24 protein-coding genes are annotated in these 24,313 nt (G+C 50.2%); 7 read left to right on the top strand and 17 right to left on the bottom strand.

Annotated elements, in window-relative coordinates; genetic code table 11:
* Positions 1–153 precede the first annotated feature (153 nt).
* Entirely contained in the window at positions 154–519 is a 366-nt protein-coding gene (locus ACW9SV_RS08390) for a hypothetical protein (protein WP_479556288.1), read from the top strand.
* Positions 520–592: 73 nt separating this feature from the next.
* Here the strand turns inward: ACW9SV_RS08390 and ACW9SV_RS08385 are convergent, their stop codons facing one another.
* The 3 genes from ACW9SV_RS08385 to ACW9SV_RS08375 form a co-directional block, all read right to left on the bottom strand.
* Complete coding sequence (locus tag ACW9SV_RS08385) at positions 593–1,123, bottom strand: DUF421 domain-containing protein (protein ID WP_479556287.1); 531 nt, start codon at positions 1,121–1,123, stop codon at positions 593–595.
* Between the two features lie 208 nt (positions 1,124–1,331).
* Complete coding sequence (locus ACW9SV_RS08380; RefSeq protein ID WP_479556286.1) at positions 1,332–1,745, bottom strand: hypothetical protein; 414 nt, start codon at positions 1,743–1,745, stop codon at positions 1,332–1,334.
* A 234-nt stretch (positions 1,746–1,979) separates the two neighbouring features.
* Entirely contained in the window at positions 1,980–2,414 is a 435-nt protein-coding gene (locus tag ACW9SV_RS08375; RefSeq protein ID WP_479556285.1) for a hypothetical protein, read from the bottom strand.
* A 525-nt stretch (positions 2,415–2,939) separates the two neighbouring features.
* On the opposite strand from ACW9SV_RS08375, the gene ACW9SV_RS08370 reads away from it, so the two are divergent.
* Both ACW9SV_RS08370 and ACW9SV_RS08365 read left to right on the top strand, forming a co-directional pair.
* A complete protein-coding gene (locus ACW9SV_RS08370) occupies positions 2,940–3,320 on the top strand; it encodes an Hsp20/alpha crystallin family protein (protein WP_479556284.1) in 381 nt (126 codons plus the stop codon).
* Between the two features lie 147 nt (positions 3,321–3,467).
* Positions 3,468–4,022 carry an Hsp20/alpha crystallin family protein gene (locus tag ACW9SV_RS08365; RefSeq protein WP_479556283.1) on the top strand — a complete coding sequence of 185 codons (555 nt, stop codon included), beginning with the start codon at positions 3,468–3,470 and terminating at the stop codon, positions 4,020–4,022.
* Between the two features lie 96 nt (positions 4,023–4,118).
* Here ACW9SV_RS08365 and ACW9SV_RS08360 read toward each other — a convergent pair whose 3' ends face one another.
* Positions 4,119–4,352, bottom strand: coding sequence for a hypothetical protein (locus ACW9SV_RS08360; RefSeq protein WP_479556282.1), 234 nt, complete (start codon positions 4,350–4,352; stop codon positions 4,119–4,121).
* A gap of 157 nt (positions 4,353–4,509) precedes the next feature.
* Here ACW9SV_RS08360 and ACW9SV_RS08355 point away from each other — a divergent pair, with 157 nt between their 5' ends.
* Positions 4,510–5,283: a hypothetical protein gene (locus ACW9SV_RS08355; protein WP_479556281.1), complete on the top strand. Its 774-nt coding sequence runs from the start codon at positions 4,510–4,512 to the stop codon at positions 5,281–5,283.
* A 103-nt stretch (positions 5,284–5,386) separates the two neighbouring features.
* On the opposite strand, the gene ACW9SV_RS08350 is transcribed toward ACW9SV_RS08355, so the two are convergent.
* Positions 5,387–5,701 (bottom strand): SH3 domain-containing protein, encoded by a 315-nt coding sequence (locus ACW9SV_RS08350; RefSeq protein WP_479556280.1) that lies wholly within the window; start codon positions 5,699–5,701, stop codon positions 5,387–5,389.
* A gap of 758 nt (positions 5,702–6,459) precedes the next feature.
* On the opposite strand from ACW9SV_RS08350, the gene ACW9SV_RS08345 reads away from it, so the two are divergent.
* From ACW9SV_RS08345 to ACW9SV_RS08335, 3 genes are all read left to right on the top strand, one after another.
* Positions 6,460–6,894, top strand: a complete 435-nt coding sequence (locus tag ACW9SV_RS08345) for a GNAT family N-acetyltransferase (protein ID WP_479556279.1) — start codon at positions 6,460–6,462, stop codon at positions 6,892–6,894.
* Positions 6,895–7,021: 127 nt separating this feature from the next.
* On the top strand, positions 7,022–7,714 hold the full coding sequence (locus tag ACW9SV_RS08340) for an alpha/beta fold hydrolase (protein WP_479556278.1): 693 nt from the start codon (positions 7,022–7,024) through the stop codon (positions 7,712–7,714).
* On the top strand, positions 7,707–8,114 hold the full coding sequence (locus ACW9SV_RS08335; RefSeq protein ID WP_479556277.1) for a septal ring lytic transglycosylase RlpA family protein: 408 nt from the start codon (positions 7,707–7,709) through the stop codon (positions 8,112–8,114). The genes ACW9SV_RS08340 and ACW9SV_RS08335 overlap by 8 nt, the downstream gene beginning before the upstream one ends.
* 17 nt (positions 8,115–8,131) lie before the next feature.
* Here ACW9SV_RS08335 and ACW9SV_RS08330 read toward each other — a convergent pair whose 3' ends face one another.
* From ACW9SV_RS08330 to ACW9SV_RS08275, 12 genes are all read right to left on the bottom strand, one after another.
* Positions 8,132–9,091, bottom strand: coding sequence for a 1-phosphofructokinase family hexose kinase (locus tag ACW9SV_RS08330; protein WP_479556276.1), 960 nt, complete (start codon positions 9,089–9,091; stop codon positions 8,132–8,134).
* Between the two features lie 280 nt (positions 9,092–9,371).
* A complete protein-coding gene (locus ACW9SV_RS08325) occupies positions 9,372–11,471 on the bottom strand; it encodes a M13 family metallopeptidase (protein ID WP_479556275.1) in 2,100 nt (699 codons plus the stop codon).
* 318 nt (positions 11,472–11,789) lie between these two features.
* Complete coding sequence (gene nagA, locus ACW9SV_RS08320; protein ID WP_479556274.1) at positions 11,790–12,941, bottom strand: N-acetylglucosamine-6-phosphate deacetylase; 1,152 nt, start codon at positions 12,939–12,941, stop codon at positions 11,790–11,792.
* Between the two features lie 110 nt (positions 12,942–13,051).
* Positions 13,052–15,472, bottom strand: a complete 2,421-nt coding sequence (locus ACW9SV_RS08315; RefSeq protein WP_479556273.1) for a TonB-dependent receptor domain-containing protein — start codon at positions 15,470–15,472, stop codon at positions 13,052–13,054.
* A 311-nt stretch (positions 15,473–15,783) separates the two neighbouring features.
* The gene (locus tag ACW9SV_RS08310; RefSeq protein ID WP_479556272.1) at positions 15,784–16,494 is read right to left on the bottom strand and encodes a DUF4097 family beta strand repeat-containing protein; all 711 of its coding nucleotides are present in this window, start codon (positions 16,492–16,494) and stop codon (positions 15,784–15,786) included.
* Between the two features lie 26 nt (positions 16,495–16,520).
* A complete protein-coding gene (locus ACW9SV_RS08305) occupies positions 16,521–17,387 on the bottom strand; it encodes a DUF4097 family beta strand repeat-containing protein (protein ID WP_479556271.1) in 867 nt (288 codons plus the stop codon).
* Between the two features lie 22 nt (positions 17,388–17,409).
* On the bottom strand, positions 17,410–18,336 hold the full coding sequence (locus ACW9SV_RS08300; RefSeq protein ID WP_479556270.1) for a HEAT repeat domain-containing protein: 927 nt from the start codon (positions 18,334–18,336) through the stop codon (positions 17,410–17,412).
* Positions 18,326–18,835 (bottom strand): RNA polymerase sigma factor, encoded by a 510-nt coding sequence (locus tag ACW9SV_RS08295; protein WP_479556269.1) that lies wholly within the window; start codon positions 18,833–18,835, stop codon positions 18,326–18,328. The genes ACW9SV_RS08300 and ACW9SV_RS08295 overlap by 11 nt, the downstream gene beginning before the upstream one ends.
* Before the next feature lie 213 nt (positions 18,836–19,048).
* Positions 19,049–19,915 carry an EamA family transporter gene (locus ACW9SV_RS08290; protein ID WP_479556268.1) on the bottom strand — a complete coding sequence of 289 codons (867 nt, stop codon included), beginning with the start codon at positions 19,913–19,915 and terminating at the stop codon, positions 19,049–19,051.
* Positions 19,916–20,086: 171 nt separating this feature from the next.
* On the bottom strand, positions 20,087–21,268 hold the full coding sequence (locus tag ACW9SV_RS08285) for a hypothetical protein (protein ID WP_479556267.1): 1,182 nt from the start codon (positions 21,266–21,268) through the stop codon (positions 20,087–20,089).
* Positions 21,269–21,462: 194 nt separating this feature from the next.
* On the bottom strand, positions 21,463–21,795 hold the full coding sequence (locus tag ACW9SV_RS08280) for a hypothetical protein (protein WP_479556266.1): 333 nt from the start codon (positions 21,793–21,795) through the stop codon (positions 21,463–21,465).
* 2 nt (positions 21,796–21,797) lie between these two features.
* Entirely contained in the window at positions 21,798–24,299 is a 2,502-nt protein-coding gene (locus ACW9SV_RS08275) for a penicillin acylase family protein (protein ID WP_479556265.1), read from the bottom strand.
* Positions 24,300–24,313: the final 14 nt, after the last annotated feature.

Genomic DNA, 24,313 nt, shown 5'->3' with positions numbered 1-24,313 from the left:
AGCATAATTTTGTGAAATTTGTCTTACACCTAACCTACAGGCATCATGAAAACAACCCGTCTTTTAGCGCTTCTTTTCTGGGCATGTTTTTTCAGTAGTTGTGATAACGATGACGATGGCGCGCCCGAGGCGAACTTGAATACAAAGTGGTAGATGTACTCCAGCAAAGTCCTGGAATTAGGAACCCGTGACGCCTGTGCGTATAAGACCACGCCCGCTGATATGGCCTTTAAACCCAGCAATACAACCTGCCAGGATGATGATGTCTATGACTTTAGTAGCGCAACAGAACTGGTGATCCAGCACGGTACCCGCAGGTGCAGCGCTTCAGAACCAACTTCTACCACAACCGCCTATGAACGGCAGGGAGATAAACTTACCATTGGCGGGCTGGAATATAACATCATCCAACTCACCAATGACACCCTTATTTTAGATGTCTGTGTTCCTTTGGCGGCAGGCAACTGGCCTAGCACTAGTTACGGGAAAGTGGGCATGAAACTAACCAGAGTTCAGTAAACCTGTTATTACAAAGACGGGAAAAACTTGGGGAGTGTTGGAGTTGGCACCGCGCAAGTAGCCTTACCTAAGTTCAGCCTTTGTCTTCTTTGTAGACAATACTGATTTTACCGCTACGCTCCAGGCAGGCAGTGTCTATTTTGGCTATCTCCACGGGGCCACCTTGTGAGCGCATCACTTCTATGATGTCATTCTCGGTGACGTTGTGGTAGCTTAAAGCATCTTCCAGAAGCTTTCCATCTTTGACCAGCGCATCTGACTTTCCTTTCAAGAAGTTGCTCACGCCATGCCCATGGCCAAACTTATACGCAACCCACGCCAGCAACCGGTGCAGGAGAATCAAAACCAACCCCGATGCAAGCGTAGGAAAGAAAGGTGAAGTACCCGTAATGGCCCGGCTCATAATAGAGCCGTACATGATACCCAGCACTATGTCAAAGGCACTCTGCTGACCGAAAATGCGCTTGTTGGCAATCCGGACGTACGTTAATGAGATAAAGAAGACCAGGATTGCCCTCACTGACATTTGCCACCAGTTCAGTTCTTCTTCCCCAATCCCTAATATAAACTCCAGTGTTTCCATTACCCTGAACAAACGACGCACGAGCAGGAGAGTTACCCCAAAAGAACGGAAGCACCCTAAGCCATACAGGCGCTTTCGATTTCCAATTTCTGTTTAAGGGCTTAAACTGCGAGAATGGCTCGTAAACGCTTGGGTTCAGAAGGCGTGCGATGAATTCCAGTGAAAGAAGGAATTAAGGCAGGATTGCCCTGGGACAAACAATGGGGCCAGTGCAGGAGGTAAAAGGAGGTTATTCCTCCAGAAGCCAGCGTAAGGCTTCTTCATCATCGGTAAAATTACAGAGCAGCAAGCCTCCTCGGTCTCCGGCACGCTCAATTAGGAACTCAACGGCTTCTACCTGCACCTCATCCTCTGAGGGGATGATTGCCATCCGTTGTAAGGTACTTGCCACCATAGAGGGCACTATGTTCTCGGCAATCCATAGTTTGGCTTCCTCTGAGAACCCTTTCATTTTGCGGTCATTGCCCAACCACCGGGTAAGTTTGTACTTATCAACGACATGCATGCAGATCAGGAATGCTTCCTGCATATCGGCACTGCTCAGTTTTCCTTGCCAGACAGCCATTCCCACAGATCGTTCCTGGTCATATTGTACTGTAAAGGCCTTGCTTTTATAATAAACAGAAGGTAGTGTAACCGGCATTTAATATAGAATAGATCGCTATGAAAGACTCGGTGAACCCGGTTGGGGAATTGGGTTATGAATATATGAGTCCTATTTTTTCTGTAAAATTACAATCCTTTTACAAAAGTTGCTTAAAAATTTATGTAGGTACATTTATTCAAAGCCATAAGCCTTGAGCCAAAACTTCTTACAAAAAGAAAGCAGAATGGGGGTCCGGTGTCCACATCCGGCGGAGCGCGGGTTTACAGAGTTTTAAATTTTGTCTTTGCTTTTAGCGGGCTCAGACACAGGAGCCATCAGCCAGATCATGGCCTCTTTCTCATCGTTGAAGTCACGGAGGGCAAGATGGTCTGGCTGGCCTGTGCGCTGCATCAACTGCTCTACGGCCATCTTGTTAAAGAAATCTTCTGAGACCAGGGTAGCCATCCGGCGGAGAGGGCTCCGCAACATACGTGGGATGATTTCCTCGGCAAACCATAGCTGGTCTGCCTGTCTGATCGCTTTCATTTTACGGTTATCGGCTAGCCACCGGGTGACGCCTTTCTCCTCCATCACCTCCACACACACCAACACCGCCTCCCGCAGCTCCTTGCTGTTCAGGAACCCATTCCAGACCGCATACGCGGTGGAACGTTCCTCATCCACGCTCAAGGTAAGGCCGGTGCTTTGATAGTATATTTTCTTCATAGTAAAGGCAACACTGCCGTTCTTAGTCTAAAGAGGACTCCTGAAAGCCCTTCTTCCCCTATCTAGCTTTTCTTAAATTCTCATGCTCCCACGTTCATTGACCACGTGATCTAGCTGCTTTGGCCTATCTGGCACTCAGGCGCAGTACATAACCTCTAAGCAGCCCAAATGTTTTCCAACGATTACTTCTTCCTCGCTGCTACGATGGTAAATCGTAGTCCGCACCTTCCTTTGCCTAGGCGCGTGTACCGAATGTTACTTATACGCACTGCAAACCGCAAAGTACAAGGAATACACCGGTAAATTCCGTTGATTTTGGCTTCGGTTTTCCTCCTACATGAATTGGATTCTGCGCTTTCTAAACGGTCACTTTTTCACGGAAAAACTCTGCCAAAATTACACTACCAACCCGTATTCCAATTGCCATTCTGTCTTAAATCAGCCTTAAAAAGGGTTGTAAGGCCATTGGTATGCCCTTTGCAATAGGCCATCTAGCAAAAGCAAGAAAGGACGAGGAGAAGCATCATGAAACTGATTAAAGATAAAAAGTTCTTACAGAACGTCGCTCATTATATAGATTTGACCAACACCATTGGCGGAGGGGTTGTCCAGCCGCAGGTGAACATGATGAAGCGCAAGAAAGAAGCGGTATTGCAGGTGTTGTTACCAGGTGTTTCTGCCGAGCAATGCCAGGTGGTACTGGACAAAAACCAGCTTACTGTCATGGCATTGCACCAAAGCGAACACCACCAAGCCATGCAGATTCCGTTGTTTCACCAGAATTTTGTTTTACCTCCCTACGTGGACTTTAGTCACCTAAGAGTGGTACACGAAGGCAACGAGCTGCGGGTGCACATTCCTTACCTGCCGCAAGGCCCTCGGTTTTTGGAAGTGGAGCAACGCTAATTAATTCTATAAAGCCCCGGAAGGCGGGTGCGTTTCCGGGCACTTTTACTCTAAACCGGCTTAAAACGGCCCCTGTGGTATTAACGCAAGTATTTGGTTGAGGCAGGAAATCTGCCCTATGTTTCACAATTTAAAGAAGGTAAAGTTATGGCCATTCAACGTTTAGGAAGCGGCTTTGATGACATGATGCCGCAGACGTTCAGCAGTATGCTGGATCGATTCTTTAATGATTCTGTGAACAGCCGTGAGCGGCTGAATAGGTTCACTCCTCAGGTAGATACCTGTGAAACCGACAAAGGGTATGAGCTGGAAATGGCTCTTCCGGGCATGAAGAAAGAAGACATTCACCTGAATTTCCAACAGGGGTTTCTGACCATCTCTGGTGAGCGCCATTTCAAGAACGAGCAGAAAGACAAACGCTATCACTTGATTGAAAGCCAATATGGGTCTTTCAGCCGTTCATTCCAGTTCCCAGACACGGTAAAAGCCGACAGCATTGAGGCGGTGTTCGAGAATGGTGTGCTGCGCGTGGTGGTTCCTAAAGACGAGCAGAAAACCGCCAAGCGCCGGATTGAGGTGCGGGAAGGCGCTTCTTCGCCTATCCAGTTAGAAAGAGAGAATACCTCTTCTGAAAATAAAACCAACACCTCTGCCTCCAAGAAAAAACAGCCTACCATGGCGCAGGATAATGGCACGCATTAAGCGTGTTTCACACCACTTTAAAAGAAAAGGTACCGCTTAGCGGTACCTTTTCTTTTTTACTACTACCAGCTGGTGCTGGGTTCCTCTATCTCTCTGTTAGCCTTGTTTACCGGAGCTCATGGCAGAGTTTCCGTTTCCGGCCGCGTCTGGAATACTGCCCGGGTTGAAGGAGTTGCTTGCAGATTGCCCTGGTACCAACGGCTTATTAGGTCCGCCGCCAGAAACACGGGAAGCTGTACCTCCCGGCGCTGCGCCTACTTTGTTTGCTCTCACGTAATAGACGGTAATAAACAAAGCAACAATCAATAAAATACACAATGCTATAAACATGGCAAATCTAGTTAAGTGAAACATTAGGTTCTCTCTTTTACTCTGTTTTCAACCTGCTGTTTCGCTTCACGGGCAGATATTACCCTGAAATAGCGGAGATTATCTTTTTTTCTTTAGCTTTATCATAGAGAGACCACTTTTTCGTTAAAATATTGCTATGATAAAAAAATTATATTTTCTGGTTTTCTTTTGCTGGGCGGCGGCAGAATGTAGCTGGGCCCAACAAGGCACTACTTCTGGGCAGCCGTACTTTATAGAACTGCATACCGGCGAACGCGTGTACGCGCAGCGCCTTCAATTCAAAAGCCCTGTTTTCAAACAAAACTTCTTCTTATTAGACGACTCTCTCAAATATGCCCCTGAAACGGTGAAGTACTTCCAAAGTCAGGAGGGCTTCTTTGCCCGGGTAGATGCGGGGCGGCGTTTCAGTAACTTTGCCCAACGCGAACAAGCCGGACGCATCTCCACGTACTTTGTATACCGGACAGACTACAATTCGTACGCACCGGGCGTTGGTATTGGCATGGGAAGGTATGGCGGCTATGGCATGGGAGGCTACGGTATGGGCGGTTATGGTTACGGCTACCCTACCCAGCGCCGGGTGTATTACTTCGCCAAAGAGAATGGTCCGCTGGAGCCACTCACCTACAAAAACCTGAGAGCAGCCCTGTCTGATAACCCCGGCAGTATGGAAAGCCTGCAGGAATACAAGAGAGGGCAGAACATACAGACCGGAATGTACGTTGCCGGGGCCGGGTTAATGCTGGCGGGCTTGCAGCAACAATTCAGAGGTTCTTCCAGCACCAGCAGGGTCTCTCCACTGTTGTGGGTAGGCGTAGGTGTTTCTTTGCTTCCGCAGATAATCAGGTTGGTTAAGAAGGACAGACTTTCTGAGGCCATTGAGATCTATAATTACACTCCAAAAGAATAGCTCCTCTTAACTCAGGTAAAAGCAGAGGGCCCACTCTTAATAGAGTGGGCCCTCTGCTTTTATTGTACTAGGTAGAAGCCCCTAAGGGGCCGTTAGTACCTGGTTACAATTTGGCGCTTTTGTCTGGGGCCACAGGAGTTTTAGCGGCAGTGGCTTTTTTAACTTTTTTGGCTTTCAAGAAGGCATTCAGCACGTAGCCGGCTTCCCCTTCAATTTGCACAAGAGACCATTCGTTGTTTTGTTTCCGCATGACAATGATCTCGTCTTCAGAGCCCAAGAGGCGCATCACCTCTCCACCAACGGCTGGCTGACGGTACATTTTAACTTTCTCAGAGTTAACCCGGCTAGTAGGACCTTGGGCGAACGCTGACAATACTTGAATGCTAACTAAGGCGAGGATGATGAATAAACGTTTCATAATTATTTTGTTTTAATGAGTTAATGACTAAATTTTTAAATCTTTATTATGTTTAATTCCGCTGTTTAAAAGCACCTTTTTCTAAAAAAAGGACGTAAAGATCCGGGGCATAAATTTGCCCATTATTACTTACTGTATTTTTCCTATATGTTACTGTTATACTCTAATAGATGCAGATTCTAAAAGAAGGTTGCTTGAGGCTAAAAATATTTTTTATTTTTTTTCAGAAACAGAATAAGCGGTTCAAACTTCCTGTGTTTCTACTGTCCGGAGATCCTTTTATTAGCTTCTCTTTCACTTTGACAAGTTGCATGCCAAACAATTAAAACTTTAATAGTCAGCTATTTATAGACTTTTTAGATTTACCCCCTGTTCGATGCCGTACATTTTTTTGATAAAATCGAACACTTTTCCCTTTTCAAGCCTGGCACCGCAAACAAATCTGACATACCAGCCTCCATGTCCACCCTATATTTTATTTGGCAAACGTTCTACTAACTACTTAGCAGAGGCATTTACATTTGGCAACACAAAGAACTTAATGCTAAAACCCTCACAACATTCAGCTGTTTACGCCGATATTTTTGCTGATTAACGATCCAAATATAGAGGCCTTATTCTACCAAAAACAAGCACTTACTCTTAATTAACAGATATTTAACGTTATGAGTATTTACCTAGCTTTATTTAACATTTTGTTAGCATTTGTTTCACTCCCATCATCCACTCCTTACTTTTGTGGCTGACGAATGAACGACATGGCTACATCTTTTCAAGTAAGGGAAATAACGGAGTTGCCTGAGATGCTGCAGCAGTTTCCCCTGATTCAGTACCTGAACCCCAACATGGAACCGGACCGATACGAGCAATTGCTACGTCTCATGCTTCCGCTGCACTACCGCATGGTGGGTGTTTTTGACGGCGCCACCTGCCTGGGGCTTTCGGGCTATTGGATAGGCACCAAACTTTACAGCGGCAAGTACCTGGAGGTAGACAACTTTGTGGTAGACGAGCAATACCGTTCTAAAGGGATAGGAAAACTGCTGCTTGACTGGCTCACGGCAGAGGCAAGCAAGCACCAATGTGAGACCATGATGCTGGATGCGTACGTAGCGAACAATGCCGCCCATAAATTCTACCTGCGCGAGGGCTTTGTAATCAAAGGCTTCCATTTCCTGAAAAAACTCTCCTAGGCGCTTTTAAAGGAAACCTAGGCTTTTAGAGAAGAAAATGCCACGTGCTGTTTAGGAGGTGTTTTCTTTGAATCAAGGACAAAACGGAATTTTTGGTCTGTACCTGCAAGAATCCTTATCTTACCACATGGAACCATTGCTTTTGCTGCACGGCGCACTGGGTGCGAAAGACCAATTCAATCCGCTGTTGCCCTTGCTTCCGACTACCGTGCCCGTGTACTCCTTCAACCTGGCGGGCCACGGTGGGGAGCCTTTCCCGGCAGGGCCCTTCCGGATTGAGGACTTCGCCCAACAACTTCTGGTTTGGCTGGAGGAGCACCAGTTGCCCACCGTTCAGGTATTTGGCTACAGCATGGGAGGCTACATTGCCCTAGAGGCTGCCCGCCTGCAGCCCGCCCGTTTCTCCAGAATCTTTACGCTGGCCACCAAATTCAACTGGACCCCGGAAACCGCTCAGCAGGAGACGTCCAAACTTAACCCCGAAATACTAGAAGCCAAGGTGCCTGCGTTTGCCCAAGTACTGCAACAGCGCCATGCCCCACAAGACTGGGCAGAGGTACTGCACCGCACCGCTGAGATGATGTTGCATCTGGGCCAAAGCCCTACACTTTCTCCCGCTGAGTTAAGCCAGATTACGGTTCCGGTGTGCGTGGCAGTAGGCGACAAAGACCAGATGGTTTCCGTAGAGGAGTCATTGGCGGCGTATAGGAAGTTGCCGAAGGGCCAGTTGCACGTTTTACCTAATACCAAACATCCGCTGGAGCAGCTAGATTGGCCTTTGCTAGCTTCTGCCCTGCGGCACTTTTTTGCTTATGCGTAGTCTTCACCCCTTGTTCCGCTGGAACCTGCTTTGCTTGCTTGCCCTTTCTTTCCTGACCACCAACTGCACCTCCAGTGCGCCCGCTTTTGGGGAACGCGGGTATGTGGAAACCGGCAAGGCCTCTTATTACTCAGACAAACTGAAGGGAAACAAAATGGCTAACGGTAAACGGTATAAGCCTGGCAAACGCACCGCTGCCCATAAGAAACTTCCCTTCGGCACCAAAGTCAAAGTCATCAACCCCAGAAACGGCAGATCGGTCAAAGTCATGATTACCGACCGGGGACCGTTTGCCCCCGGCCGCATCATTGACCTCTCCAAGTCTGCTGCCCGTAAACTGGACATGGAAAAGAGCGGCATTGTGCCGGTGCAGATGAAGGTGATTAAGACTGCGAAGTAAAGCAAAGCGGGAAGGATTTACGCTCTGTTCAGGTCTACTCCGGCCGCGCTATGCTTCTGGATCCACTCGTAGATTTCTTCCACGTCTGCCCGGCGGCAAAGCTCTGAACCGGGTGTCATGGTAGTGGCCGTGCCGGTGGCTACGCCGTACCGAACCACATCTGGCCAGGCCCAGCCCTCGGTTAATTTCAAGACCATGCCGCCTACCATGCTGTCGCCGGCGCCAACGGCACTGTCTTGTTTCACGGTGGGCGGAGTTATATAGTCAAAGCCGTCTTTGGTGGCGAGCATGGCGCCCCTTGGCCCTAAAGAGACCACCAGCACCTGGCTTTTCCCTTCTTGTATCACCTGCTTCGCCAGCGCTTCCTGCTCTCTGGCGGTGATCTTTTCCTTGCCAGCCAGCGCGGCCAGTTCGTTCAGGTTAGGTTTTAAGAGGTAAATGCCTTCCCCGGCCGCTTTCATCAAGGCTTCGCCCGAGGTATCTACCACCAGCTTAAATCCTTTGCGTACCGCAATCTCTGCCACCTGTGCGTAGAAATCATCTGGAATGCCGGGGGAGACGCTGCCGCTGGCCACCACGTATTCGGGCACTTCCTTAATCTCTTCCAGCGCCTGCAAAATCTGCCGCCACTCAGGCTCTGAGATCTGCGGGCCGGGCATCCCGAAACGGTATTGTTCCCCGGTGCCGGTCTCAAACACCATCAGGTTCTCACGGGTCCAGTTCTCGCACTTGAATTCCTTAAAGTCTACCCCTTCCTCCTGCAAAAGCTGCCCAATACGCTCACCGGCCGCTCCGCCAGACAAATACCAGGCACAGGACTCACCACCCAATTTCTTAATAGCCCGTGAAACGTTGATCCCGCCGCCGCCCGGCTCATACGTAGGTTCTTCGCAGCGCAGCTTCTTCTCCGGGGCCAACCGTTGCACCCGGGTACTTTTATCTAAAGCTGGATTGATGGTGATGGTGATGATTTTCATAGCGTAGGTGTTGGTTCAGGTTTGGTCAGGTGTTGTACTGGCAGCACCTGTTTTCTAAAAAATAACCAGAAAGTAAAAATCAGGTTTTCAGGGCTTTTTATTCAAAAGGGACTTAAAACGTCTTTTACGGGAATACGCTGGTTACCTTCAAAGAAAAGGTAAAATTTGTATTTGCTGCAGTCGCTTATCTCTATTTCAGAGAGTACGGTAAGCAGAAAGGCCCGACTAAATGAAATTAGACGGGCCTTTCTGCTTACTTTAACATCTTAGAGCTACTTCGTTACCAGATTTTCACTCTTTTTTCAGGAGCCAGATATAACGAGTCAGTTGGTTTTACATTGAAAGCGGTGTAGAACTCAGGAATGTTCCGTACCACCCCGTTCACCCGGAACTTGGCGGGAGAGTGCGGGTCTGTGGAAACCTGGTTGCGCAGTGCTTCTTCTCGGGCTTTATTCAACCAGACTTGCGCCCAGCTAATAAATACCCGTTGCTCTCCGGTATACCCATCTAAGACAGGCGCAGGCTTTCCGTTCAAGCTGTTTTTATAGGCTTTCAACGCAATGCTTAAGCCACCCAAGTCGCCAATGTTTTCGCCTAAGGTAAAGGCGCCATTTACGTTCAGATCAGGGAATACTTTGAACTCATTGTATTGAGCTACCAACGCACTAGTGCGTTTTTTGAATTCCTGTTGGTCTTGGTCGGTCCACCAGTTGCGCATGACGCCATTTCCGTCAAAGGTGCTGCCTTGGTCATCAAATCCATGCCCGATCTCGTGCCCTATTACAGCTCCAATACCACCATAATTCACCGCATCTTCAGCGTTCATATCAAAGAAGGGAGGCTGTAGAATGGCGGCCGGAAAAACAATCTCATTCAACGGCGGGTTGTAATACGCATTCACGGTTTGAGGAGTCATGCCCCATTCACTGCGGTCAACGGGTTTGCCTAGTTTATTGACGTTGCGCTGGTATTCAAAAGCAGTGGCCCGCTGCATGTTCCCGTACAAATCATGTTTTGCTACTTGCAAGGCGGAATAGTCGCGCCATTGGTCAGGGTAGCCAATCTTAGGAGTGAATTTGCTTAGCTTATCCAAGGCCTGTTGTTTGGTGGCCTCGCTCATCCAATCTAACTCTTTGATGCTGCTTTCATATGCCTTGATCAGGTTACCCACTAGCACCTGCATCCGTTCTTTGGCCTGAGGTGGAAAATGCTTTTGGACATACACTTTCCCAACCATTTCGCCCAGACTTCCATTTACCACATCCACAGCCCTGCGCCATTGTGGTCTTTGCTGCTGTATACCGTAGAGGGTCTTCCCATAGAATTCAAAGTTTTGCTTGTCCAGGGCAGACGTCAAATAAGCAGCAGCTGAATTAAGAGCGCTCCATTGCAGGTAGGTTTTCCAGGTAGAGAGCGGAGTGGTTTTTACAATGTCATTGACGGCTTTCATGTAGGCCACCTGCGTTACCACAATGCTGTCTTGCTTTATGCCGGCTTCCTGCAGAAAACCGATCAGGTCAACAGCAGGCATGAGGGCTGCCGCATCTTTGACAGCGTATTTGTTGTAAAGTGCCACTATGTTGCGGGTGTCTTCTTTTTTCATGTGTTTGGAGGCCATACGCGTCTCCAAAGCCATAATTTGAGAAGCTTTCTCCTTGCCTTTGGCAACACCCGCCAACGTGAACATCTTCTCAATGTGTGCTACATATTTGTTTCGGATATCCTTTGACTTGGCATCATTGAGGAAATAGTATTCGCGCTCTGGCAAACCCAAGCCACCCTGCCAAGTCATCAGCATGTATTGTTTGGGATTCTTAAGATCTGTTTCAACCCCCACATTGAACGGAACTCTACCACCATACTTGTTCATATAGGCGAAATACCGAACCAAGTCTTTCTGCGTACGAATAGCGTCTATTTTCTGAAACTCAGCCGTAAGCGGTTTTATGCCGATAGAATCACGGGCTTGCACATTCATATAAGACGCATACAGATCCCCGATCTTCTGTTCTTCTGACCCTGCAGCGGAAGTACCAGCGGCAGCTGCTTCTATAATGGCCTTTATGTCTTCCTGCGCTTTGTCTACGATAAGGGACCAACTTCCAAAAGCAGCTTTATCTGCTGGAATCTCGGTTTTCTTAATCCATTGCCCATTGACAAACGCTGCAAAGTCATCGCCGGGCGCCACCGTAGTGTCCATGTTGGCAACCAGGATGCCTGACTGCAGTTTACTTTCTGCTGGAACTGGAGTGGCTTCTTGGGTTGTGGCAACGGCTTGTTGGTCCGTAGTGGTAATGGCCTTGTTGCAACTTACTGCCAGAACGCCAGCAAGTACAAGAAAGGTAATTCCTGAAGGTTTAAGGGTGTTTTTTAACATCATAACAGATTAGGAAAGCTTAAGAAGATGAGCCATCATTCATCATAGGAAAAGAAAGGACCCAATGAAGCGACTGCAATAGCTGAATATCAAGGTGAACGGTTCTTTGTTCAACCAGAAGATCAGCTCAATTTATTAGTAAAAAAGTAATATACAAGCTTGAGATTTGTTAGCCTTGATTTAGAGCCCTTTACTGAAGGCTAGAATCCTACCTCATCAAGTAGTAAACAGTCTTATTTGCCACTCGTTTTCTTTTATGAAAAGGGATTAGGGAAGTACTTGAATCAGTTTTGGAGAAAGTCATTCTTAAATGCTTCTAATTTATTTCTGGTGTAAGGATACTTTTTCTCCATTTACCCACACCTGCTGCAAAGCAAGTTCCTGGTCCAGCACTAACACGTTGGCGGCGGCTCCGGGTACTAATTGCCCTACTTTGTGCTCCAATCCCAGAACCTGTGCCGGATACAGCGTCGCCATCCGGATAGCCTCGTCTATCTCCAAACCTACCATGTTCACCGTATTCTGCACGGCCTGCAGCATGGTCAAAGCCGAACCTGCTAATCGCCCGTCTTCGGTTTCGCAGCGGCCGTTGCGGTAATAGGCCCTGAAATTCCCGAAATCAGTGAACGGAATGTCAGAGCCTACGCACGCGGCGCAGTCTGAGATGAGCAGGAGTTTCTCGCCCAGCATCTTCTTCGCCAAGCGTACCGCCGTTGGATGACAATGCTCGCCGTCCACGATAATACCGGTCCAGGCTTGGCCGTAATCCAAGGCAGCAGCGGCCAGACCGGGTTGCTTGGTGTCTATCCCGCTCATGGCATTATACAGGTGCGTTACGGCAGTTACCCCATTCCGGAAGAAGTGCATGGCCTGGTCATAGGTGGCCAAGCTGTGCCCCGCCGAAAGAATGATGCCGCTTTCCACCAATCGTTGCAGTACGCTTTCCTCCACGCATTCGGGTGCCAGCGTCAAGTAAGTGATCACCTCTTTCCCGGCGGCCAGCAGTACATCCAGTTCTTCGTGCGTCGCCGCCCTGATGCAGGAGGGGTCGTGGGCACCGGCTTTGCACGGATTGAAATACGGTCCTTCCAGGTGCATGCCCAGAAAAATGCTGGGCTGCTGTTGCATGGCGCGGCGCACCGCGGAGATCGTTTCCAGAATAGTGTCCTGAAACGCGGAGATAACCGTGGGCAGGAAGCTGGTGGTGCCAAACTGCAGGTGCGCATCCCGGATGGTGTGCAAACTCTCTACCGTGGGGTATTGGGTGAAATACACCCCGCCACCGCCGTTCACCTGCAGATCCACAAAGCCCGGGCAGATGATCCCACCGTTGGCATCCAACACCTGGGCATCGGCAGGGATCTGGTCCTCGGGCACTACCCTAGTAATCTGGCTTTTTTCAAACAAAAGGGCGTGTTGGTGGGCAATGGTATGGCCGGTATAAATGGTACCGTTGGTGAGGGCAAAGGACATGAGCAGAAAGCCTTAATTTGTTTGGAAGCCAATTTGAGAAAAACTGCCCTAAAACCCGGCATGCGCTTCGGTTTTAAGGCAGTTTTCTGTAAAAGTGGCATCAAACAAACCTATCCCCCCTGGTTCAGGTCATCATTGCGGATGCTTTTCTTCTTGCGCGGAGCCTTGCCGGCTGGCTGCTGGCCAAATTTGTACTCAAAGCTGAGCCGCAGTGCCCGGTTGAAGTTTCGGTTTTCGTTTATCTGGGTGAAGGTCTCCGTCCTGGTCTCGGCGCCGTAGTTGATGGACCGGGTAAACGGATTGTTCACGCCCAGGGTGAGACTGCCTTTCTTCTCAAACAGGTCTTTCTTCACTGCCAGACTGTAAGATTGCCATGAGTATGCTTTTCCCTGCAAGGTAACCCGGGGCGAGTTGAAGCCACCGGAAAATTGAACGGTAAGGCCTTTCCTTACTTCATAGCCAGAGGTTACATCCAGGTTATACTGCCACCCGGTGTTCTGAGTGCCCAGGCCTTGCAGGCGGTTATAGTACACGTTCAGGTTTCCGTTAAGGCTTACCGCAGGCACGGGTTTAGTAGAGCCAGACACGTTGAGGCCATAGCTCAGGAGCTTGCCCGCGTTCTCAAACGTGTTCTGCGCCACTCCCTCGTTTATGCCTAAGGTCACCTGCTGAATGGCATTGTCTATCTGCCGCAGGTAGACAGCGGTGGTCACAGAACTGGTCTTGAAGAAAGTACTGTAGCCTACCTCATACAGATGGGTGAGTTCAGGATCCAGCTTGGGGTTCCCGAAGAAAACACTTTTAGGGTCACGGGTGTCACGGTATGGGTTCAACAGGAAGATATGCGGCCGCTGAAGGCGCTGGGTATAGCTGAATTTAACCGTGTGATTTTCTTTGAGAGTACGGGAAAAGGTGAAGGAAGGAATGACGTTATGGTACGTCTCGTTCAGGAAGGTATTGGTGCTGGTGAAATCGCCCTGGAGGCGAGTCTGCTCATACCGAATGCCTGATTTAAAGCTATATTTCTTACCCAAAGTGAGATTATACGAGAGGTACCCGGCCATCACGTGCTGCTGGTAGCGGAAGACGTCTTCTCCGGGCACCTCGCGGTTCTCCAGCGGGTACCTGATGTCATACTGCGCGTCACTTTCGGCGTTGCGGAGGATAGCCTTGGCGCCCACCTCCAGCAGAGCTTTCTTTCCGAAGGGCTGCCCGTAATCTGCCTGCAGGGTGATCTCCCGGTTCATGTTCTGGTTTGTATTGCGTTGCAGGTAGTACTGCTGGTCTACCTCGTTGAACAGGTCCTGGTCTATGAAGTTTTCTAGGTCAGATTGGCTAAACTGGGCCAATAACGCCAGTTCCTGCTGTGGCCCGAAGATGCGCGTGTAGTCCAGGTTCAGATCTGTTCCCAAAGGCGCATTCTTGAAGTTACTCTTGTTGCGGATCAGTTGCAAAGGCCCCGGGGCGCTAGTGGTGGTGAGTTGGGCGCTGTTCCCGCGGTAACGGCCCGTGTTTAGTTTGATACCGGCTGAGAACAGGTTTAGGGAATCCAGGTCATACTCAAACCCCAGCTGGGCCGAGGCGCCACCGCCGTGCACCCGCCCATCGCCGGTCTGCCGGGTAATGATGTCTTCTCCTTCCGCTTTCTCACTGCGGTACATGCCGTACCCTTTGGGAATAGCATACCGAAAGCTGCTCAGATTTAGGTTCACGCCTCTTTTGCCAGAACGCATTCCCAGGTTGCTGAACACGCTGTTGTTGTGGGTACCTACCGTAAGGCCGGCACTGCCGTTCATGCCCTGCAGCTTGTTCTTTTTGGTAATGATGTTGATGATACCGGCGGTACCCTCGGCATCGTATTTGGCCGAGGGGCTGGTAATCACTTCCACGCTCTTGATCATGTCTGAGGGAATCTGCTTCAGGGCATCGGCTAGGTTGGTGGCCATGATGGTGGAGGCCTTGTTGTTGATGAGCACCCGCACATTAGAGGAGCCCCGCATCTGCACATTGCCATCCGCATCCACGGAGAGCGACGGTACTTTCCGGAGCACATCGGTGGCGTTGCCGCCCACGTTGGTGATGTCCTGATCGGCGTTGTACACCAGGCGGTCTATCTTGTCTTCCAGCAAAGGTTTCTGCCCCACCACCGTCACTTCCTGCAGCTTGTTTACCGCCGGGCTTAATAGCACCTGGCCCACGTTCACGTCTGGTTCCTGAGGAGAGACCGAAAGACCCTTTATCGTTTTGGTCCTATATCCCAGAGAACTGGCTTGAAGCTCGTACTCGCCGGGAAGAACTTTGGCAAAGGTGAACCCACCCAGGTGATCGGTTAAGGTACCGTCTACCGGCTGAGCAGTTCCTTTCCTGAAAAGCGCCACTGTGGCATGTTCAAGGGGTTTGCCCGTAAGCGAGTCCACCAGCGTTCCAGATAGCTTACCAGTAATTTCGGGTTGGGTTTGTGACGTGACCTGGGCCCACCCAGAAAGGCAAAGGCATAGCAGTCCCAGCAAAAAGAGGGCTCTTTTTTTCATAGAATATTAAATATGATTGGAGGATAGAAAGAAGAAGGCGTAACGCGCCGGAGGATTGGAAGCCCGTTTAAAGCCTGTTTTCAGGATATCGGCTTAAAACGAGAGGAGAGGTTTCCGAAGGAAGAATTGCTTTCCGGAGGCAGTTCTTCCTGGTCAGGACAACCCTTAAGGCTACCCTTAACATGTGAATGTTTTTTAAAGAGGGAGATGGACAGGCTGGAGAGGTCAGGACAACCACAAGAATTATCCCTACGCCTTTTCCCAGGTGATCTAGTTTTAGGGCTACCTCTTTGAAAGTAGCCCTAAAACCTTTATTTCTTTTTCCGGAAGTAGATGTTGTTGCTGATGGTCTCCAGTTGAATGGTGGGGCCGCCGTTGTTCACGTTGCCTTTAAGCTGGTAGCCTACCATGGGCGTCTCTTTCTGCTTCTCGGTGAGATTGATGGCCAGGTCTGAGTAAACTTCACCAGTGATGGTTTTCAAGGCCACCGTGGCGCCATTCTGGTTAGACCAATCCATGTCTACAAAACCGCTGATGGATTTGGCATTGACCTTGCCGCTGAAGCCGCGCAGCTCAATGTCGCCGTTGATAGTTTCCAGAGAGAGATTGGCGTCACGGGGCAGGAAGATTTCATAGTCAATGCGGGTGCAAACGCCGTTTTTCATTTTCCCGTTCTCGTAATTCCCGAAGCTGGTAGTGGCACCATCTGCGCAATCGCCTTCATAGGTGCTGTTCTTCAGGAGTTTTTCGTCCAGATCAGCGATGACGTTGAGTTGGTCTTTGCCGGGAGTGAAGGTGAGCAGCAGGGCCTGGTTTAATTTGCCGCCGTTTATCTCATAGGTCACCTTCACGAACGCGTCTTTTTTATCCCAGGCGGTCACCTTTACATCGTTCCCGAACTTCAGGTTCAGGTGCACTTTCTTGGAGGCCGGCATGTCCAGCGTTTTCTCCACTGTTTTCTTCTGGGCATAGAGGTCCCCTGCGCCCCACAGCAGCAGGGCCATCAACAATACTTTTTTCATAAGGAGTTGGTTAGATACCTATAAGATTATTTTCTTTTCCGGATGAAGATGTCGCTGGAGATGGTCTGGATGCTCATTTGCACTCCTCCGCCGTTCACTTTGCCGGCAATGTTCCCGCCGCCGCCAATCAAGGCTAGTTCTTTTTCATCTTCATCGCCCTTTTCGCGCTGTAACTCCATGTCAAAATCGGTGTAGATTTCGCCTTGCATGGAGTTCAGTTTGAAGTTGGCTTTATCCTTGGCCGGCAAGGTTATGTCTATGTCACCGCTCACGGTAGAGATAGCGCTGGGCTTGCTCTGGTTCAAAGAAGAAAAAACCACCTTAATGGCACCGCTAGTGTTGTTGGCGATTACTGGTCCTGAGACATTGGTCAAGGTTGCTTCTGAGTTATTGAGTTTCAGTTCAATTTCTCCGTCTACATCTGAAATAGAGATCTCGCTTCCTTGCCAGTTAATTTCTTTGTACACTACGGCAGCGTTTTTAGGAATTCTGATGACATAATCTGCGTCTACCCTCGAAGCTTTGGTGATGGAGAGGATATTGCTGTTTTTGGTAACCGATAAACCCAGATTGGTATTATCCTCCACTTGGTTGTAGAGGGCCTTCAGGCCTTCGGCGCGCTTGGGCGGGGCGCTGTAATCCTTGGTTTCAATGATGACCTCGTCGCCGGAGTGACCTACAATTTTCACGTTGCTGTTGAACATGGAAAACTGCACGCGGGCGTCTTTGCTGTTGCCCAGTTTCACCTTGTAGGTGCGCAGTTCGGCTTTACCAGGGCCGTCTTGTGCTCCGATTATATTTGATGAACTAGTGGCGGCGTTTGCTTTTTCAGAGACAAGGCAGTTCCCGGTAAGCATGAGCAGCGCCCATGCCAGTACAATTGGTTTTTTCATAAAAGTAGACGTATATGCGTGGTTAGATAAGGGTTCCAAGGCCCTCTTGTGCTTTGTATTTTACAATGGGTAACAGGTCTTCTTTGTGCATCAGCATCTCCAGCTGTGACACCGCGCTTGCCTCTTTCATCTTGACCACCATCTCAATGAGGGTGAGTTGCATGAGCGGCTCGGTTTGGGTGCCCAGTGCATGAATGAACGCCTTGCGCACTTCCTTGTGATCTTTGAACTGATAGAGTGCCTCACAAGCGGCCAGACGCACATTCAGGTTGCCGTCCTGGTTCATGGTTTTCACCAGTAGCTTGATGATCTTCTTGTTTTCCTGCGGCGTGAGCCCTTCGGTTTTCAGGCCTTGGGTCACCAACTGTAGCCGGTCACTCGCCGAGGCACTTCTGACGGTGGAAGTAGCCACCAGCACGGGTTTTACCGATTGTCTTCTGGCAGAAGGAAAGGCTTCAACTCTAGGCTCCTCGCTTAGGGCAGCAGGCGTGGCCACCGGATTTTCTACGGGCGCAAGCGTTTCCGCCTCTTGTTTCACTTCTGGTGTTTGCTGCTGCAGGGCTACTACCGGCGCATTGTTGGCGGGCACAGCAGTGGTCTGCTTAAAGTAATTCCCGGCCCAGAACGCCACAAGGAGCAGACTAATGCTGGCGGCTATCTGCCAGGAGTACATCTTGAAAAAATTCGTTTCTTTTGCCTCCCGCATACCACCATCGGCCGACAGCGCAGGGTTTTCTATCTTCTCAAACAGCCAGTCATCTGCCAAAAACTTATCTATTTGCACGTCCTGCTCCTGGGCATAAAATTGAAACTGCACGGCGTGGGGCTTCAGGGTGTCTGGCAGCAATTTGGTCTGCCGGAAGAACTCCTTCAGTCTGTCTTCTTCTTCTAAAGACGTGTCGCCGTTGTAGTATTTCTCCAGTAAGGTTTCTACTTGCTCAAACTGCATAATTTTCCATCTTTAGAAGTCCGTCTCGCACACTTTTCCGGGCTCTGCTCAACGCCACTCTAATGGCATTGACATTGATTCCCGTCACCTGCTCTATCTCCTCGTACCCGTAGCCTTCCACATCGCGCAGGTGCAGAATCAGGCGCTGCTGCTCAGGTAAGAGTTGCAGCAGCTCCTGCACCTTGTTCACCTGGTCGGTGAGTTCGTAGCGCTGGTACGGGTTCGCCTCCGCTGAGTCCAGCTCCATGCCTACCACATCTACCATGTGCTTGTTCTTGCGGCTTTTGATTTTGTCCAGGCACAGGTTCTTGGTGATGCTCATGGCAAACGCCTCTATGCTGGCGTAGGCGTGGAGCTTGTGTTTGTTTGACCAGAGTTTCAGGAAAACATCCTGCAAGATATCCTCGGCCTCCTCCTTGTTCTGCAACAGGAAGAGCGCCATTCTGTACAGCTTCTGCTTAGCCGGGAGTACCTTGGTTTTAAACTCTTGTAAGTCCATTCAATAACAGAGACGACTGAGTGCGGAAGTCATTACAGCGGATTTCAGTTTTTTTTCAAAAAAATCTGAAATAGTTCTGAGTCTTGATTTCTGAGTTGAGGTGAAGTAGCTGTTTTAGGCGATTTTTAAGAAAACAGGGCGAAAACATCAAGACGGCCGAGAGCCCTTCAATTTAGTTAAAATGCCTCAGAACTCTAGACTCAGAACTCAGGACTACTTGAGCAGGATAATCATGACCGAGCCCGCTACCATAATGATAGCCCCGAAGGTTTTCTTGAGGATGTTGGATTCTTGAAAAAACCGGTAGCCCAGCCCGATGCTTACCAAGGTGGAGAGTTGAAACAAGGAGAGCGCATACCCTACTGGCATCTGCTCAAAGGTGTAGTTGGTGGTGAACTGCATCAGCCCAATGCAGAAGACCAGCAGTGCGTACCGCTTCATTTTATCCGCGGTAAATTCATGGGCAAACTGCTCCCGATGGGTTTTCCCTGAAAACGTCACCACCGCCGAGAACAAGGCCCCAAACCAGCACCAACTGATAAAAGAAACGGTGGGAGAAGAGTATAGAATGGTTTTCTTGATGAACACCGCCTCTATGGCCGCAAAGACCATGGCCCACAACCGAAACTGAATGCTAGGCTGCTTTAAAAGCTTCCAGGAAAACTTCTCTTCTGTGGTGTCCAGCACAAAGTAGCTTCCGCCAATGATGAGCACGATCCCGGCCACGCCCCAAATATTGGGGAACTCGCCCAGCAGTACCATGCCTGCCAGCAACCCCACTACTGATTTGTACGCGTTCACCGGCCCCAGCACCGATAGGTCTCCGGTTTGCAGTGCCCTTACCAAAAAACCATTCCCCAAGGCCCCAAACAAACCCACCAGAAGCGAATAACCCCAAAAGCCCAGAGGTAAAGCGAGCCAATTGATGCCCACTGCAGGAACGAGGCAAAGAATACTCAGCAGGAAATAAGTATTGAAATTGACCAGTAAAGGCAAGCTACCCGATGCAGTAAGTTGCTTCTGGAAAACATTTGCAAATGGGTTAGAGAGAATTCTGAGGAGAACGGCTAGAAAGATCAAAATGACGAGGTAGACGAAGCAAGGTCTGTTGATACCTCAGCAAATTAGGAATTCGTGAGTTATCAGAAAGCTGATATTCAAGTATTCCTTCCGTATAAAAATAGATAATTACCATTTTTGGCCTGTCATACAGGAAACATGCCCAAAACGGCAATTTGGGTTGTACTGCTACTACTTGATTTTCACCCGAAACTCCTGGGCTTTGTCTGTTCCGTCACGGAGCACCAGCCGGTACTCGCCTCTAGGCAAAGCCAAAGGTAAAACCGAAGTACGGTTACTGAACTCCACCACGTCTATTGGTACCGCTTGCTCACTTTCTCCAACTTTGTAGGCTAAGGCGAGGCATGGGAAATCCACTGTTATTTTATCTGCCGACACTTTGTAGGGCTTCCGCTTTCCATCCATCCAAATCCAGTCTGGTCGGCCGTTTACTAATTTGGTTTTGGGGTGTACCATCGCTACGTCTACCTGCCGGTTATTATTGGTGCCGGTAAAAAGCTGTCCATTGTCTTTGCGGACATATACAGCCGGGTAGGATAGCTGAGATAGTTGGAAGAAAGGTGAATCATAGCGGGCGGCACTTGTCTCTGTGTAGTCCTCCTGGTCTACCGTGAACGGATCTATGCCGGTAAACTCTTTCAGCCTACCTGCCATAGCCTTCTCCCACGCTTGAGATGAACCTTCGTTTATATGGTCAAAGCCGCAGTGGATGATCATTTTGGCTTTTGGGTCTTTTTGAAGCACTTGTTGGATATTGCGGGCCTGGCCAATCTCGCGCTCCTTGCCATTCCCCTCGGCATCATACCCAAAGACGGTGTAGCCCAACCGAATGGCCTCCCTAATCAGATTCCCAAACTGCGGTTCTTTGGTGTAATAGCCGCTTTCAAGGGTAGGGTAGCCGCGCTGGGTGATGAGACTGTCATGCTGGCCTAAGGCCTCTAAGCCCAGGTATCGGTAGCCTTGCTTGTACAAGTCCGCCAGGAGCGATTGGGTGAAGACCCGGTGCCGAGGGTTATGGTGCGCCTCATTGATGATGAACAGCTGCTCTTTGGCAGCTCGGGTGAGTAAGTATTCTTTCGCGTTTCTAGCAGTATAGGCGGCAAAGATGGCACTGTCCTGAGCGGTGACCTTGTGGTTCATGGTGGGGTACTGCGCATCCCAGGTTTGTAATGCTTTGAAATAGTCGCCCATGTAGGTGTAGTCCCATGCTGCTTTCTGGTGTTTCCAAGGTACGGTGTCCGTGGCCACCTGCGTCTGAAGCTGAGCAGAAAGGCGGTACGGTTGCAGTTGTGCTTGGGCCCAGGAGAACACCGGCAACAAGAGGAGTAGAAGGGTTATTCCAATCTGTTTCATACAAGACCTGCAAGTGAAGGCATACTACTTGGTTTGATAGCCTGAGGAATGAATCTTCAAAAAACAGTAATACGCGACATGCTTTTGAAGAAGTGGGTGCTGCGGAGTAAAAGCATGCAGCTTAATTTCCATGCTCTATAATAAGAATCTTCTGGGGTTTTGCCTGTTTTCCTCAAAACAAGCCTTAAACAAGCTTACACCCACAACCGCCGCACCAAGTAGCCCGACAGGGCGCTCACACCACCTACAATTCCGCCGATGACCACGGTAACCGACATCAAAATCCAGGGAGAGTTCACGGTGAGCATAGCGGCTACGCGGTTGCTTAGAATACCGCCAGTGACCAGGTGCCAGAACAGGGCTGCGCTGAGCCACGTAACGCCTATGGCTAAGAACCCGGATAGAAATGCATGCCCACCATAGCGCGCTTTCCAGAAGGCTAACCCGAAACAAACCACGGCAATGTTCCACCACGGCAGAAAGAACTGGGCCAAGAGGCTAACGAGAAGAATAAGGACGAAGAGCATGGTTAGTTTTTGGTTAGAGTCCAGGTGACGGATGTCGCAGCAGGTCTGTCATGAGCCGAGCGCAGAAACAACAAGGGATGCAGTTTACCAGTTTGCCAGTCATTGAGCATATTGTCAAAGAAGCGGCTGCCGGGGTTTCCGCTCTGCCCGCCGGGGTACACGCCCCAGGCCTGCACCTGCGGCCCCATCTGCACCACCATGCGCCACGACGGACCGTGGCTGTTGTAAAGGGCATTGATGGAGTTGGCACTTCCGCCGGCATACAGTTGCTGTCCGAAGCCGGGAAGCTGCGCCATGTGCCGGATGTGCGAATCCCGGGCATTGCCCCAGAGCCATTTCTTGCCTCCTTCACCCAGACTATCGGTTACTTCTTTAAAGGTGGTGTTTACCAAGCCAGCCAGCGTTTCTGTTTGTGGAGTGGTCACGTCATCATACCAGCGGGCATTTGGCTCAGCTAGAAGCATCTGCACCAGACGGTCGCGGGCAGGGGCTTTGAATTTCTCTTGCGGAAAGTCATCAACCCAAATGGCGCGGGCCAGCGCTTGCCACCATTCCTCAAACAACGAGGGAGCTATCTTATCTGTGTCATAGCGATAGTCCCAGGTAGCTAAAACCTGAAAATGCTTTTTCTGGGTTACGGAAAGGGCCGTCTTGTCTACTAACTTCAGCATGGTGGGCAGCACATTCTTGGGCACAAAGCTGTAGTTGTCCATTTGCATGAGCTGGAAAGAGTCTGGGGTGGCCTGGGTCATGGTGGAGAGGCGCTGGTTGATGCGGGCGCTGCGTTCATAACCGGCAAAGCTGGAGCCGAGGTAATAGGGATAATCCTTCGGGCTCACCGGCGTCTGGTTCGCAGAACTCACGAAACCACGCTGGGGATTGAGCACCTGCGGCACCTGATTCATGGGTATCCAGCCTTGCCAGTCATGCGCGGGGTTGGAGCCATCCAGCAAAAACTTGCCTTGCCCCTGCCATTTCAGCGGAAACTGCCCGTTGGAGACAATGGCAATGTTCTGTGCATCGGCGTACACGAAGTTAAAGGCCGGAGCAGCCCAGGTGGCTAAGGCTTGCCGGAACTCGGGGTAGTTTTTGGCTCGGTTAATCTGAACCAGGGTTTTCAGCTCGTTTTGCGGGTCATGGGCAATCCAGCGTAAGGCGTGGCCAATGGGCGTGCTGCCACTCCGGAAAGGCGTTTCATCAGGTAAGTAGGCCACCGGGCCGTGGTGCGTGTACAGCACCGTATCCAAAATGTCCTGACCGCCTTTTACGGTGATTTTCTCCACCACGCGGCGCACGGGTTTCCACTGGTTGTTGTGCCAGTATTGCTGCCGGCTTTGGTCTTTGAATCTGATTTCGTACCAATCCAGGACATCGGCGCCCACGTTGGTCATACCCCAGGAAATGTGTTCGTTAAACCCGATGCCCACGCCCGGTGCCCCCGGAATAGTGACGCCGTAGGTGTTGATGCCCGGCGCATGCAGCTGTACCACGTGCCAGATAGAGGGTAAACTTAAGTTCAGGTGCGGGTCTGAGGCTAATAAAGGATACCCATTAGCGGTACGATTACCCGTGATGGCCCAGTTGTTACTGCCCAGGTTCTCGGGCCGCTGACGTTCCAGCGTATGAAAGGCCATGCCCGCCACAAACTCGGCCGGGGTGGGTGGTACCGGAAGCGGCGTGAAATCTGGTTTGCTTCCTACCGGCACAATAGGCTCTTCGCGGAAAGGGTAATCAGGGAACAGGTCCTGCACTACTGCAGCGCCATATTTGCGCAGGTTGTTGGTCATACGCAAGTCATCTGAGTGCCCGGTCATGTCATAGGCCAGCATCTTGAGCAGCAACGCAATTTTCAGCGGGCTCCACTTCTCTGGGGTGTAGTGCAGCAGCTTGTATTCAAAAGGGTATTCGTGCGGGGCGAGTTGGCCTATGTAGGCGTTCACCCCTTCTGTATAAGCCTCCATCACGGCCCGGGTCTGTGGGTCTGCCGCCATTTTCGCCAATGACTTCTTGGCAGCGGTCACCATACCCATCCGGCGCTGGAAGCGGTCCATCTCCAGAGCACGGTCTCCCACCACTTCAGACAATCTTCCGGCGGCGGCGTGCGTCATGAATTCCATCTGCCACAAGCGGTCTTTGGCCGTGAGATAGCCTTGGGCAAAGTACAGGTCATGGTCGTTCTGCGCGAAGATGTGCGGTACCCGCAAAGAATCAAACCTCACCTGAACCGGGGCCCGCAATCCTTCCAACGCCAGTTCCTCTGAGGTGAAATCGTCATCGCTCCCGCTGCGCCAGAACCCTTCATAGGGACTCAGAAAAGGCCCCAAGGCCGGCACTACACCGAATGTTCGGTTGAGGGCATAGACGACAAGAACAGTCATGAGAACAGCAGCAATGGCTTTCATCCATTTCATAGAAGTAGCGGGCAGCGGTGGAATCTTCCTGTAAGATAGGAGCTTCTCCAGGGAATGGCAAGCGAGGGTGATTGAAGGAATACGTGATGGCATGGAGGTTTCCCCTA

Source organism: Rufibacter sp. JT20002 (genome assembly GCF_056491185.1).
Note: the sequence above shows the minus strand (reverse complement) of the source record. Positions and strands in the feature narration are given on the sequence as shown.